Origin of the sequence: Pedosphaera parvula Ellin514 (assembly GCF_000172555.1) — a bacterium.
Lineage (GTDB): Bacteria > Verrucomicrobiota > Verrucomicrobiia > Limisphaerales > Pedosphaeraceae > Pedosphaera.
Map to the genome: position 1 here is coordinate 1 of NZ_ABOX02000050.1, position 13,921 is coordinate 13,921.

Below are 13,921 nucleotides of genomic sequence, written 5' to 3' on the forward strand. Positions count from 1 at the left end.
TCTTCTCCACGATGATGGTCCCATCCCGATCTAAAAAAACAGCGCGTTTCATTTCAGTTTCAGTCTCAAAAGCGAGATAGATAATCCCCTTTGCTCCGCTTGAAAACCCAAAAAATATCCGCCGGTCGCCTGCCAGCGGTTTTTTCAACCTTCCGATACCTTCCGATACCTTCCGATACCTTCCGATACCTTCCACTTTTTACATTCGCGATTCGAAATTCAGTATTCGCAATTTCCATCGCCCCCATACACGTATTAACTGCCAAACTGCCCCTGAACACTGACCATGAACCATCCTTCCCAAATCCGAACTTCGAACCCGCATTTCTGAATGCCACGTTCTTTTCCATAAATTTTAACTGAAGTTAGCGCGAGTTAGCGCGACTCCGCTTCGAAAACTTTTCATTTCACCGTGAGCGACTTTGGAGGCATCTGGCCAAACGTCTACCTTTCCCCCAATTCCCCCTCGCTTGGATTGACTTTTCACTAACATAAGTCTTGGTCCGCTCTCAGTTTTTTAACTTACAATAATGATAAATTATGAAGTAAAACAACATATGTCAACTTATTTGTATGACTTTGTTTGACAAATGTCAAAATTTGTCCTCCCGAACAAACAATCTGATCCCAGCCCTTATCCTAGGACGATTTGATCTGGATCGCAGTTGAAGCTGCCATCTCGCTACTCATGTTGGTTCGGGCGAATTCATGACCTCACTTGCTCCAAATGAAGGTGAAGCGCCGCACCCTGCGCCCCTTTCACCTTAGACAATAATCCCTGATTCACCCCGCAATCACCGGCGGCACATTCTCTCCACGCCGCCTCAACAACCTGCCCAACAGTGATTGCTTCGGCGTAAACCGCTGCAACGCCAGTTCTCGAAAATTCCTCTTCACCTTCCGCCACGCCATCAGCCCATATATCAAATCCGTCACCATCCCGAGCCCAAACCACAGCCCCACAAAAAATGGCCACTTCGGCTCGTATGACCACCCAAAAACTTTAATCATCATGCCGATAATGATGAGAATGGCGATGTACAGAATCCACGGCGCGACCAACATTCTCACCACCGTGGTTCCGGTGATTCGATTTGGATTCTTGATCGACAACGCCACGGAAATCGCCACCCAGCTAATCGCTGTTACATCCGCCACCAGCATAACCATGCCCGCAAGCCACACCGTCGGGTTCATCGGATTTTGCTAACCACTGAGGGGCTGCAGCGATGCTGCCATGAAAATCACCTGCATCCCAATCACCAGCGTCAGCGGCCAGAAAAATTGCCGCCCCAGGGCTAGGAACTGTCCGCGCAAAATATCTTTGACCGTCATTCGTGTGGATAAAACCAGTTCCAATGCCCCAAGCTTTCGATCCTGCCCCAACTTCCGTCCAGCCTCTGCTGCCACCCACAGTTTCAACTTTGCGTTCAGCATTATCGCCGTCGGAAAATAAATGGCTTCAGTGTACCAGATGCTTCCAAGGTTTATGCCTCCCCAAATCCAGAAACAACCACCAGCCAGCAATAATATCCAAACCTGCGTCGGCTTGAACCAGACACGACTCGCCAGCCAGTAAAAGGCATTCATATCCAGTAATCGCGTCCGGAATGCTTTCCGTCGCCCCTCACTCCCATACACCCAGCGCTGCACCGTCTCCCGCCACTGCGCCGCTCCCTTCCTGCCCGGCTTCTCCTGCCAGACTCGCGGCAGGATAACACTGGCTCCGATCAAGAACGCCCATAAACAGCCATGAACTATCCCGATCGAATACCAAAAAAGCTTCGGCGAAGAACGGTACGTGCTATCAAAAGCACCTGCGAAGCCCGCAAACGGACAGGGCAATAATAATGCACTGGCAAACTGGCTTCGGTGCGTGGGAGTAAGGAATAATATGGTTCCCGCACAAACTGGAAGCACCACGCTAAAGAACACCAGTAAAACGCACGTGGCCACCACGGCTTTTCGCGCGTTTTTGCTTAATGAAGATACAAACACACCAATGGCCAGCGAGAATACAAACGTGTTCAACAAAACCAGGATCATCCGGGAGAACTCTCCCTGTGTCACACCACCCACCAACAGCGGCAATGCCAGGATTGGAAAAATTGCCAGCAATCCATAAAAGCCTCTCAACGACGTCGCCGCAATTTTTCCCATCACCACGTCGTATCCCTTCAGATCCGTCAAAAAGAGCAATCCCAGCGTTCCTTCCCGCTTCTCTTCGCTTAAACAATCAGACGTCGAACGCACACCCGCCGCCAGGCAGTATAAAAACGCCAGCGCCGAAAGCACCCAAAACAGTAACTGGCCGAATTGTCGCGACGAATCTTTATACGTCGCCATATAAACAAAGCTGCTGACCACGATTGCCATCAGCACCACCAATGAGCGCATCCGGTACGTGACCGGGCGTCGCGCCGCCACTCGCAACTCTCGTTCAACTATTGGCAGCAAGGTCATGGTTTTGCACCTTCCTTTTTAGCCAGGGCTTGCGGCTCAATCGCGCGCAAGGCATTGGCCGCCTGGAGTTGCACCGAGTAATCAGCATCCTTTAAACAACCTAGAATTTCCGGCACCGCTGGCCGGGCCGCCATGCCAAACGAGCGTAATCCTTCCAGTGAAGTCCGCCGCACAAAAACATTGGTGGATTTCAGGAACGGAATCATGGCGGGAATGCAAATCTCCGGCTGGCTGTGAATCTGCCCCAAGGCCCTCAAAGCGGTTGCATGCAAACTCTTGTTAGTGGTTTGCAGCCCGGCCACGAGCAATGGCACCACCACTTCGGTATTCGTCCCGATCCTCGAAACCAACATGGCACGCTGATTCCATCGAGCCTCGTTCGAGGTATCTTTCAAACTCTCGATGTATGGCAGAAATGAGTCCCCACGGATTTTTATCAATGCAAACTCCGCGGCCGGACTATTCGTGGTGGCAGACAGAACGGGAATCGCCAGTTGGGCAACCGGCCCCACATCAGCCAAAGCCAGCGCCGTCCAGTACCTCAACTCTTCCCCCCGCTGCCCTTTGGGCGCCAATTCATACAGCCTCACCATCTCTCGCACCGCATCCCTGGCTTCCGGCCCAATATTTCCCAGGCATTTAACTGCTGTTACAGCCACATCGTGATCCTTCGGATCAAGCAGGCGGGCGAGCTCCGGCACCGCCGGCTTCGCCCGTGCCCCGAGTATGTTAAATGCCCAAACCACCTTTTGCCGCAACCCATCCTGCGGCGGCAAATGTAAAAAATGCATCGATTTGTCCCTGCCCAAGTCGTTAACAATGGCGCGAAAGACCGACGATTGCCCCCGCACGCCCTCTACCAGCACCGGCAACGCTTCTGCGCCCAATGCTCGAATGGCTTCCTCCGCCCGCTCCTCAGCCTTGGTATCACCCCCGGCTTCATAGGTTTCCTGCAGCCACACAATCAATGTCTTGCCCTGGTAAACAGGTTCATGCGGACGCAGCACCAACCAGGCAAATCCAGCCAGCAATGCGGCTGTAAAAATGCCGGGCAGAAAGCTTCGCAACTTCACCATCCTTGCATTAAAACCGTTTTACCCCACAAATCCAGCAAACTTTGCCTCATCAGAATTTAAATGCAGGACTCCCCCCTTCAGTTCAGTCCGAGGTTTCCCAATCCTCTTCCCGTCCTCCTTGTATCTGCGTTCAATCATCGTTTCATCTGTGGCCACAAATGCCTATTCGTGAAAAATTCGTGTGCATTCGTGGTTAAACTCTTTCCTCAAAGCTACGGCAAAACATGCCCATCATATGTCCATTGAATATCAGGCCGTCCCGGATCCACCGCCTTCGTCACCGCATTGCTGCAAATATACGAATACTTGAAATACGCCGCATGCCCATCTCCAAAAACGATGTTCGACCCCGCGCCATGCCGCGATGAAATCCTCCGCGTGTTGCAATGCGAAACAGAAAGTTCATGATCCACGTCAGTGCCATAAAACGGAGTCTCTGACGCATGCGCGCGGACTTCAGATTGCACCACGAATGCAGAAGGATTCAGCACGCTTTTGGCACTGAACTTCACATCCGCTGACAACCCATCATTGCCCTTGTGATTCATCGCATAGTGGAACACCAACCGCACCAGCGGATCCAGTTCGGACGGCTTTGCACTTGCCGTGGCACAGGTAAAAATCGTTTTGCCATTCACCAGGCTCGCCGGATCATTTGCATATTGCCACATCGGATTTTTCCCGACGTATGGAGGCAATGCATTGAACCAGGCATCATTCCCCTGACCCGCCGCCGCGAACGCCGCCAGGTCGGTCCACAGTGGATTATCCTGATCATAGCCCGGAGATCCCGGCGTTCCATTCGGAATTCTGGCAATCGGAAATGCCCCGCCGCTGTCCTCCTGGTACATCACGTGGGCCAACCCCCATTGTTTAAGATTGCTGATGCAACCCGTCCGCTGCGCCTTCTCTTTCGCCTTCGCCAACGCCGGCAATAACAGCCCTGCAAGAATGGCGATGATTGCAATCACCACCAACAATTCGATCAACGTAAATCCCGATTCCCGCAGTTTCTTCATAATTCCTTCCACTGATTTCCCAAGGCTTCGGATTCGCACGGCAGCGGCATTACTCACGCGGCCTCAGTTCTCATGCACAACCCAATGTTGCCCGGCAGAAGGAATGTGGCTGAAGACTCGAAATCCCGCTTGCGGTCGCTTGCCATTCTTTTGCGGTTGCTTGCTATCCCGGAAAACAGCCGTCATCCGCTAAATAAAAAAGGGACGGCACCGAAATGCCGTCCCTGCTCAACTTAAGTTGTGAGTCGTGCCTAGTATTTCAAACGGAAAAACTTCTGCGCTCCGCTTGCCGACGTCGTATAAGGGCTCGTCGCTCCAGCAATAGTGCCATAAGTCCCATCCACCGTCGTCGCCGATTGCAACGTAAACGACGCATTCGTCCAACTCAGCGTCACATTGCTGCCCGAGAGCACAATGTTTAACGGAATCGACGTCGGCGTAACACTGCCCGCGTTACCAAAAACATTCACCAGGTCGAACCGGATGGTCCCGCCGCCTGTGCCTGCATTATAAGACCCCGTAGTTCCAACGTAGTTCGCGTTCGTGGTCCCAATTGCTGTGCTCTCGAATTCTGATACTATCCGGAACGCAAAATTGGGATTGTTATTCACACCTGGAATGCCGGACAAATCGCTCGAAAAAAACACGAATGAGTTATTTGTTGCATTCATCACAATCAAGTCGCCGTCGACAAAATTGATGCCGTCGGTGCTGTATTGCAGGCGCTCATATTTGCTCGCCGTGTTGCTATGGCGCTGCTCCCAGGTTAACAGGATGTTTTGGTAGCCCACCGTATTCACGTTAAATTGCACACCTGCCATTTTATTGCTGGTTCCCTGGGTTGGATAAAATTGCGTGTTCCATCCGCTGTTGGCGGACCCTGGAACTCCCGCTGCGTCTGAAAATGACCCACTGGCGAACGAGCCGTTTGTTCCCACGACTGTCAATGCCGTACCTGCTCCCGAGGAAGGCGCCGGGCTGGCTGTGGAAAGCGCATTCGTGGCATTAAAGTCCCACCGGGCAAGCTGCGTAGAGGGCGTGCTCAGGAGCGTCAAGGTTGCCACCGCACTCGTAATTGAACCCGAAGGATTCGAAACCACTATCTGGTAGGAACCCTGATCTGCAGCCTGGGCGTTGATCACGTTAAGCGCTGTTGTGGTTGCATCAGGAATATCCGTGCCGTTGTGCTTCCACTGATAGCTCAGCGGGGCAACGCCAGCAGCCGAAGCAAAGAAGTTGGCAGTGTCTCCAATAATATTCGTGCGGCTTGCCGGCTGTTGGTTGACGGCCGGATCCACGATGGTTAATGACACAATCGAGCTTGTGACCGCCCCGGCATCATTCGTAATGACCACCGAGTAGCTGCCGGCATCGCTGCTGGCGAGGTTCGTAATGGTAAGCGTCGGCCCTGCTGAACCGGCCACGTTTCCGAAATCGCTCAGGGCATTCCCGTCTTTGATCCACTGATAAACCAGCGGCGCTGATCCGGTGGCCACTACAGTAAATGTTGCCGCCGACGCCGCGTTGTTCGTGCGACTGACGGGTTGGGTGGTGATGGCAGGAGGATTGGTCACCGGCGGGGCACCGGTAAAGCTCACCGTCAAATTATCTATAGCTAACGCATGGTCGTTACCCGCGTCGTTCAGATCCAACCAGCGCAGAAAAATTTCTTGTCCAGGCAGAACCGACACTCCTGAAAGCACAATGCCGCTGAAAACATGTTGGTTGGCCGCCGCATTTCCATCCAGGGCGGCCGCCGTCGCGCCAGTGGTTGGGCTGGTAAAGTCGAGCGCAGGCACAGCCGTCCAAGTCAGGGTAGTCCCGGCATCAGAACTGGTAATTGGCGTCGCACTCACCATATACGAGAACGTCAAGGGCTGCGCCGTCGCATTGCCGCCGTTGCGCCATTGTTCGCCGGTATAGGAAATCGTAATATTATTAACCGCCTCCGCCGTGTCGTTGACCAGGCGCACACCATACGCCAGGTTTCCCACGGTGCCTGACCCAATTGAGCCTAATGCGCGATCAGTTGCTGCACTGGCACCGAAGCTGTAGAGCGCGCCTGCCGTGCCGCTGCCTGTGCCCGCTTGATATGCAGCGAGCGCAGCGCCTGCGCTTTTGGAGGCATACCAGCCCGTCAATGTGGAATTATCCGTCCACGTATTCGCCGTGCCGGTATTGGCCAGCGTGTCAAAGTTCTGTGAATAAGTTCCGGCGCTCATCTGCACCTGCGCTTCCGCTCGCAAGTACGCAAAAGCTGCCAGCGTGGTTGCCGACAGCGTAATCAGTTTATGCATTTTCATAGTCAATTTAGGTTGGGACTCCGGTTAATGAATCTCCCCGGATAACATTGAGGACTCCTCTCATGAAGGCTGGGGCTATTCTGGATTTTTTCTTCTCGCCCTGAGCATCAGGCCCAGGTTTCAGGCGTACACGATCAATTGTACCGTCTACGACTTTCTAACTTCCTATAAAAAGAAAGACCAGGCTCTCGCCCGGCCATTCTTTGATTTATTTAAAAAATGCTACAACGCACAAGATATTCGTTGGTCTCGATTATCGAAGGGTTCCAAACATCAAGCTGCGTTGTTACCTAACATTATAATCCCAAATAATATCAGAATTATTAGGCTCACCGTTGCTCGCAGTTCCGTATTTAACTGTGTTCGTCACTGCATCATCCTTGAAGAAATTGGCGTGGCCATCGAGGAAGGCAATTATAGTTCCTTTTTCATGCCGTGATCCGACACTCTTGTATCGATTTGCAGGATTCACAGAATTAAATTGTGGCGAACCGTTAACAACCTCTGTAACTGGATTAAAAACGCAATCAAACAGCATCACAGTTGCAGATGGTTTCGGAATCGAGGCCAGTTTTGGCATCAAGGGATAAGTCAATGTACCTGCAGAACCCTTTTTTAAATCTATATTAAAAACCATGCTGAAAAAGCCATTCGCACCACCTCCACTCAGCACAGCATACTCAGAATCACTCATTGAGGCAGCCGGACAATGCCAAATTCTCCCCTTGCCACCGGGAAAAGGCATTTTCGTTCGCATATTGCCACCCGGATCATGAAAATAATCGGTCAAACGGCGCTCTCCCACGTTTTGCGGTAGCACGTTAAACCATGCATTTAAATCATCGGGAGTTCCATCCGGGCCGCCACCAGGATATGTGCCTCCAGCTCCCATGCCATCGCGCGGAATACCATCGGTGTTATCGCCGCTATAGATGTGCTGGGCAAGCCCCCATTGCTTGAGATCATTAACACAGGCAATTTTCTTTGCCTTTTCTTTGGCCTTGGCCAATGCCGGCAGAAGAAGTCCAGCCAGAATCGCGATAATTGCGATCACCACCAGCAACTCAATCAAAGTGAAGGCCCTCTTACCCCTTGTTAAACAATTGTTAAAAATCATGTTGGGAACGGGTGAAATATTAGTACATCTGCTGGCCGATATTTTTTTAGAGTTACCTTACTCTACCATTGGCCAAGTTTAAAAAGCAAGCTTCCTAATAGTATCTAATCTTGGATAGAACAAGCGTCTTATTGGAGAAAAGCGCCCCAACCCGAGGCCAGGGCGCTTATTGATATTGTCTATGAATCTCCTTATGGGCTGACAATCTGGAAGAACTTGCTCCCAGTCACCGCGTTGGTAGAGACATACGAGCCGGCAGCACCGGTTGCATAAGTCGTGGCAACACGGGTATAAGGCCCGGCCACATTGGCGGACTGCAGCACGCTATACACATAGCCAGGTTGTGTCACCCAGCTCAAAACGTTATTGGTACCGCTCTGGGCATCCGTCACGCCGATGGCTGCAGGTGTGTTCGTCACGATGTCTTCCAGGCGGGTCGCCAATAATTCGTAACCTGCACTACGATCTGAGGCCGTGGCAGTCAGGAAGTAACTCATTGGTCCGGTCACCGTCCAGGCAAACGTCGGTATCGGCTGGCCAATGATGTTTCCCACGCGGGAATCAACACGAAACACACCCGTTTCACCTGCGGCGTTAGTAATGGTATAATTAACACCACTCGCAAATGTGCCGTTGGTGAACCCAGCCGGGAAATACACATTGGTGTAGGTCACAACCGCGCATTCATACAACCGAACCGCATTGGAAATGCCACCGTAAGCCACTGAATTCGTAAAGCTGAATGGCAGCACTACACTGGTAATCGGGTGGCCACTGCTATTGGTTACCACGATATGGGATGGATCAGACGCGCTCAGGTTCATTTCCAACAAGCTGTTGAACTGACCCAACGGGCCGGTCACCGTAACGCTGTCTCCAGCCTGGGGAATTGTGGTGCCGTTTCCAGCAAAGAAAACCGCAATACCGCCAGTGCCGTCTTGAATAAAGAATTCAGAATTGCCTGGGGTGGTCATGTTGGTATACGAGGTCACTGTTCCAGTCACGGTGTAAAGCGCCGTGGTGTTGGTCGGGAGATAGAACGTGCCATCCACCAGTGTATGCAGGTAACCAATGGTCACCACCGGAGCTCCAATGGCAGCAAGCGTCGCACTGGCACTATGTGTGGTGCCATACGGATTGGTAATATCCACCTTGTAAGTGCCTGTCGTGCCATTGTTGGTATTCACATTGAGAATACTCAGCGTCGCATCCGTCGCACCACCGATGGGGCTGTTGTTATACAACCATTGATAAGTAATCGGCTGCGCGCCATTTGCGTTCACCGAGAAATTCGCCGTCTGACCATAATAGACCGTCAGGTTGGTTGGCTGCTGGCTGATCACTGGAGGGATCGGATTATTGTTCGCGGAAATGTAAGCCGCCGCGCTGGTCACGGACAGGCCAGTGGTGGGATTACTCACTACGACGGTGTAAAAACCGCTATCAGTCAAAGCCAGACTCGAAATGGTGAAGGTATTCGCGTTGCCGGCAGGATTGGAAATATTTACCCCACCCTTCTGCCATTGATAATTCAATCCCGCCAACCCTTGCCCATTAGCCACCACGGACAACGTCGCCGGGTTGCCAGTAAAGTTGGTCACGTTCTTCGGCTGATACAGGATTACAGGAGCAACCGGTGTCAGGCTCCAAACATTCGTTGCGGCCTCATCAAAGGTGGTCGCCGTAGCTAGATTACTCACGGAACAAAAGAAATTCCCAAAACTGGAAGCTTGCCGAAAACCAAAGGATTGGAGATAAACTTGTGTCTTCACAGGGTCTCCCGTGGAAACTGATGTATCACTGAAAGAAAGTGGATTAACCCACAGTTGGGCATAACTGTCTGCCGTGTTATAAGAAACCACCACCTGATAATCTGTGTTGGTCGCCAAATCGATTGGAAAAATCTGATTGGGAGCATTCGACGAAGCGGACACACCGATCCGGTAGGTTCCAGGCAACGCTGTAAAATTAGTGCTGTTTGGCCCTGGCGTACCGGTCAATGCAAATATCCTTCCATAGAAAGTACTGCTCCCATTCTCGAAGTGAGCAAAATAACCACCGGCGGCGTTAGGCAGGCTGGTTACATTAACTGTGAAACTGGCAAAAATTACTGTGGTATTGGTGTAAGGATCAGACAAGTTTCTATGCACATCGTCTGAGCGACTGATTGGCACTCCCCCCGTCGCAGATACTTCCAACTTATGGTTGTTTACCAGGGAGTCATTTCCCGATCCATTTTGCCTGATCCAGACTCCAGCAGAATTGGTGGTGATGCCACCGTCGGGATAATTGAACCCTTCATTCCATATAAGATCGGCTTTCACTGCCCCTATGGTTAGGGCGGATAATAACACCGCAGACAGGATTTTTTTCATGGTTTTAGTTCTTTGAGTTAAGCCACACTACACAATGCCTTCATATGACAATTCACCCCTCGGAATTGCCAGCACTGTTTTTTGTCGACTTTTCTAAGCGTGAGTCAGACTAGACACTCAGTCATTATTTACAAGCGATTCATTGTTAAACTTATTCACAGTTTGGTTACGCTTGTGTGACACGCTTGATCCTGTAGCCGTCGATAGGATAAAGAACCCAAAACCTGTCGCATTCATCGTTGGGGATAACAATAAGCAGGTAGTGTTCCATCACGAAATAAGTGTTTATAAACGATCACAAGAGATTACAAGTGAGCATCTTGCAACTCCTAGTTTTGAGTGCAGGATGGCCACACCAGCTGTCGTATTTTAACCAGACTGTTCAATCTGGCAAACCCGCAATTACCTCCCACGCAGCAAAAAGACTATTACGTGTAAGTATAATTTGATTGCTTCTCTCCTTTCCGTAAACGATAATGCTGCGTTAGTAAGCTCAGTCGGTTCACTCTCAAATGAGTGCGGTGCATTATATCGCCTTCTTATGGCTTTTGGCAGGCTCGGCTCTCCAGGCGGCTGAGGCTTGGCCCATGTTCCGCGGCTCTCCCGCTCTTCTCGGCGTCAGTAATTCCAAACTCTCGGATAAACCTACTCTCCTCTGGTCCTTTAAAACCGGCGGCCCCGTGAAATCTTCCGCGGCCATCCTCGACGCTCATGTCTTCGTCGGCTCGCATGATAGTAATGCCTATTGCCTGAGCCTTACTGACGGCAAAAAGCTTTGGTCCTACACAACCGCCGATTCAGTTGACTCCTCTCCCCTGGTGCTGAACGGCAAAGTCTTCATCGGTTCCGTCGATGGCTTCCTCTACGCACTTGATGCCAAAGATGGCCATCTCCTCTGGAAATACAAAACCGACGATAAAATCCTTGGCTCGCCCAATTACTACAAATCCGGTGATGCTACCTGGATACTCATCGGCAGTTACGATTTCAAACTTCACTGCGTCGATGCCAATACCGGCAAGGCCGTTTGGAACTTCGAATGCAGCAACTACATTAACGGCACACCCGCAATCGCCGATGGCCAAACTGCTTTTGGCGGCTGTGATGGCCTTCTGCATGTCATCGGTTTGAAAGACGGCAAGCAAATCAAGGAGATCGAGGCCGGCGCCTACGTGGCCGCCTCCATCGCCCTCGACAAAAACCGTGCCTACTTCGGCCATTTCGAAAATGAATTCGTCTGCATCGATATTCCCCAGGGCAAACGCATCTGGACATTTCATAATCGCGACTTCGCCTATTTCTCCTCGCCTGCCGTGCTCACTGACCGCGTCCTGTTTGGTGGTCGCGATAAACAACTCCATTGTGTGAAGCGCGACGATGGCACCAAACTCTGGTCGTTTGCCACACGCGGCAAAGTTGATAGTTCCCCCGTCGCGTGCGGCAACAAAGTCATAGTCGGCTCTGACGACGGCCGCCTTTACATGGTATCTTTAGACGAGGGCAAGGAGCTTTGGTCCTACGACATCGGCCAGGCCATCGACAGTTCGCCCGCTGTCGCTGATGGAAAAATTGTAATCGGTTCCGATGACGGCAGCGTTTATTGCTTCGGAACAAAATAAAAGAATTTACATGAGCACCACCACCCAAATTCCACCGACGCCGACCGCCCCGCCCATCGAAAAGCAAACCACGGTCGGCAATTATTTCGTTTCCAATTATCCGCCCTTCTCATTCTGGAAACAGGACGCCGTCGGCGAGCTCTTCTCCGCGCTGGAACGCCCGCCCAAGCTCGGAAACCCGCTCGGCATTTATCTCCACATCCCGTTTTGCCGCAAGCGTTGTCACTTTTGTTACTTCCGCGTTTACACCGACAAGGACTCCGCCTCGATTCGCAACTACATCGAAGCCACGCTCAAAGAATTCGCCATTTACGCCACCAAACCGGCGATCAAAGGTCGCAAGCCGAACTTCATTTATTTCGGCGGCGGCACTCCTTCCTATCTCTCCGTCGATCAATTGAAGCATCTCACCGATGGCATGAAAGCACTTCTGCCTTGGGATGAAGTGGAGGAAGTCGCCTTTGAAGCGGAACCTGGCACACTCACTGATCATAAGCTCAAGGCCATCCGGGACATGGGTGTCACCCGCCTGAGTCTCGGCGTGGAAAATTTCGACGATCACATCCTCGAGATCAACGGCCGCGCGCATCACAGTAAGGAAATTGCCCGCGCCTACAGCTACGCCCGTTCACTCGGTTTCCCGCAGATTAATATCGATCTCATCGCCGGCATGGTCGAGGAAACAGATGCCAACTGGCGCGAGAACGTCCGCAAAACCATCGAAATGGCTCCCGACAGCGTGACCATTTACGAAATGGAAATCCCCTATAACACCACCATTTATAAACAGATGAAGGCGGAAGGCAAACTCGTCGCCCCGGTGGCTGATTGGGAAACCAAACGTCGCTGGGTCCATTACGCCTTCGCTGAACTTGAAAAGGTTGGTTACACCGTCACCAGCGCCTACACCGCCATCAGAAATCCTGAGCGCACCAAATTCGTCTATCGCGATCGCCTCTGGGCTGGCGCCGATTTGCTCTCGCTCGGCGTTGCCTCCTTCGGTCACATCAACGGCACGCATTATCAAAATCATCACGATTTCGATCCGTACGTCGCCCGTGTGAATCAGGGCGAACTTCCCGTTTACCGCGCCCTGACTCCGGCTGACGACGAACGCTACATCCGTGAATTTATTTTACAGCTCAAGCTCGGCCATGTGAGCCGGAATTATTTCACCAGCAAGTTCGGCACCGACCCGTCTGAACGCTTCGCCCAACCGCTCCAGACCTTGAAGGACTGGGGTTTCCTGTCCATCGAGGGCGACCGCATATTGATTAACCGCGAAGGACTTCTGCAAGTAGATCGCTTGTTGCACGAGTTCTTCCTGCCCCAGCACCGGAACGCGAGATATGTCTGAAAAAGCTTTTACCCTGGCCGGCACTGCTCAAGCGCTTGGAAGCTCACTGGTCCATCCGCTGGATGAATTCTATGCGCAAGCTGGCCAGCCATTGCCTCCGCTCAACCAGGTTCAAGGCTCCAAAGTTCCCGAGCCCTACAAGACCCTGCTGGTGCACCAGAATGACATGACGCCGACCCTGGAAAAGTTCTACAACTCAAAAATTCATATCCAGGTCATCGGCCGTCGACGGAAGGAGGACGCTTACTTTCGCGAGGTGCTTCTTTTGCTGGACCGCGATGAAAAAGCCGTTGAATTCGGCGCCATTAAAATCCATCTCGACCTGTTCCCCAAGCCGGCGCAGGACGCCATCCTCGAGGAACGCCTGCCGCTCGGGCGCATCCTTGCCGATCATAAAATCTCCCACACCAGCCGTCCCAGCGCCTTCCTTCGCGTGGCTTCGGATCCATTGATCAACAATGTTCTAAAAACCTCTGGCGCGCTGGTTCTGTTTGGCCGGCGTAATACTCTCTTTGATCCAAAGAATCGTCCCCTGGCGGAGATAGTTGAAATTCTGCCGGCGGCAAACTAATAGGAAAACGGAACATTGGAA

Annotated in this window: 10 protein-coding genes; 3 read left to right on the top strand and 7 right to left on the bottom strand. The window is 51.9% G+C overall.

Features of this window, described 5'->3' with window-relative positions; translation table 11 throughout:
- Positions 1-783: 783 nt before the first annotated feature.
- The 7 genes from CFLAV_RS25980 to CFLAV_RS33205 form a co-directional block, all read right to left on the bottom strand.
- Entirely contained in the window at positions 784-1,197 is a 414-nt protein-coding gene (locus CFLAV_RS25980) for a hypothetical protein (RefSeq protein WP_007417858.1), read from the bottom strand.
- A 9-nt stretch (positions 1,198-1,206) separates the two neighbouring features.
- Positions 1,207-2,463 (bottom strand): ABC transporter permease, encoded by a 1,257-nt coding sequence (locus tag CFLAV_RS25985; protein WP_007417859.1) that lies wholly within the window; start codon positions 2,461-2,463, stop codon positions 1,207-1,209.
- Positions 2,460-3,539, bottom strand: coding sequence for a HEAT repeat domain-containing protein (locus tag CFLAV_RS25990; protein WP_007417860.1), 1,080 nt, complete (start codon positions 3,537-3,539; stop codon positions 2,460-2,462). Before CFLAV_RS25990 ends, CFLAV_RS25985 begins: the two co-directional genes overlap by 4 nt.
- 212 nt (positions 3,540-3,751) lie before the next feature.
- On the bottom strand, positions 3,752-4,558 hold the full coding sequence (locus CFLAV_RS25995; RefSeq protein WP_007417861.1) for a DUF1559 family PulG-like putative transporter: 807 nt from the start codon (positions 4,556-4,558) through the stop codon (positions 3,752-3,754).
- A 251-nt stretch (positions 4,559-4,809) separates the two neighbouring features.
- Positions 4,810-6,861: an immunoglobulin domain-containing protein gene (locus CFLAV_RS33195; protein ID WP_007417862.1), complete on the bottom strand. Its 2,052-nt coding sequence runs from the start codon at positions 6,859-6,861 to the stop codon at positions 4,810-4,812.
- A 286-nt stretch (positions 6,862-7,147) separates the two neighbouring features.
- Positions 7,148-7,978, bottom strand: coding sequence for a type II secretion system protein (locus CFLAV_RS33200; protein WP_007417863.1), 831 nt, complete (start codon positions 7,976-7,978; stop codon positions 7,148-7,150).
- Between the two features lie 191 nt (positions 7,979-8,169).
- A complete protein-coding gene (locus tag CFLAV_RS33205) occupies positions 8,170-10,353 on the bottom strand; it encodes an immunoglobulin domain-containing protein (protein ID WP_007417864.1) in 2,184 nt (727 codons plus the stop codon).
- A 512-nt stretch (positions 10,354-10,865) separates the two neighbouring features.
- Between CFLAV_RS33205 and CFLAV_RS26015 the strand changes: the two genes are divergently transcribed.
- From CFLAV_RS26015 to CFLAV_RS26025, 3 genes are read left to right on the top strand one after another with little or no spacing between them, the layout of a single operon-like run.
- Entirely contained in the window at positions 10,866-11,972 is a 1,107-nt protein-coding gene (locus CFLAV_RS26015) for a beta-alanine-activating enzyme beta-propeller domain-containing protein (RefSeq protein ID WP_007417865.1), read from the top strand.
- 10 nt (positions 11,973-11,982) lie between these two features.
- Positions 11,983-13,329 carry a coproporphyrinogen-III oxidase family protein gene (locus tag CFLAV_RS26020; protein WP_040550258.1) on the top strand — a complete coding sequence of 449 codons (1,347 nt, stop codon included), beginning with the start codon at positions 11,983-11,985 and terminating at the stop codon, positions 13,327-13,329.
- Positions 13,322-13,900, top strand: a complete 579-nt coding sequence (locus CFLAV_RS26025; RefSeq protein WP_007417867.1) for a hypothetical protein — start codon at positions 13,322-13,324, stop codon at positions 13,898-13,900. The genes CFLAV_RS26020 and CFLAV_RS26025 overlap by 8 nt, the downstream gene beginning before the upstream one ends.
- The last annotated feature ends 21 nt before the right edge of the window (positions 13,901-13,921 follow it).

What these genes read in the sequence shown, in the direction of transcription:
- CFLAV_RS33205 (WP_007417864.1), bottom strand. Translation starts at nt 10,353, where the DNA reads ATGAAAAAAATCCTGTCTGCGGTGTTATTATCCGCCCTAACCATAGGG.
- CFLAV_RS26025 (WP_007417867.1), top strand. Translation starts at nt 13,322, where the DNA reads ATGTCTGAAAAAGCTTTTACCCTGGCCGGCACTGCTCAAGCGCTTGGA.
- CFLAV_RS25980 (WP_007417858.1), bottom strand. Translation starts at nt 1,197, where the DNA reads ATGAACCCGACGGTGTGGCTTGCGGGCATGGTTATGCTGGTGGCGGAT.
- CFLAV_RS26020 (WP_040550258.1), top strand. Translation starts at nt 11,983, where the DNA reads ATGAGCACCACCACCCAAATTCCACCGACGCCGACCGCCCCGCCCATC.
- CFLAV_RS26015 (WP_007417865.1), top strand. Translation starts at nt 10,866, where the DNA reads ATGAGTGCGGTGCATTATATCGCCTTCTTATGGCTTTTGGCAGGCTCG.
- CFLAV_RS25985 (WP_007417859.1), bottom strand. Translation starts at nt 2,463, where the DNA reads ATGACCTTGCTGCCAATAGTTGAACGAGAGTTGCGAGTGGCGGCGCGA.
- CFLAV_RS33200 (WP_007417863.1), bottom strand. Translation starts at nt 7,978, where the DNA reads ATGATTTTTAACAATTGTTTAACAAGGGGTAAGAGGGCCTTCACTTTG.
- CFLAV_RS33195 (WP_007417862.1), bottom strand. Translation starts at nt 6,861, where the DNA reads ATGAAAATGCATAAACTGATTACGCTGTCGGCAACCACGCTGGCAGCT.
- CFLAV_RS25995 (WP_007417861.1), bottom strand. Translation starts at nt 4,558, where the DNA reads ATGAAGAAACTGCGGGAATCGGGATTTACGTTGATCGAATTGTTGGTG.
- CFLAV_RS25990 (WP_007417860.1), bottom strand. Translation starts at nt 3,539, where the DNA reads ATGGTGAAGTTGCGAAGCTTTCTGCCCGGCATTTTTACAGCCGCATTG.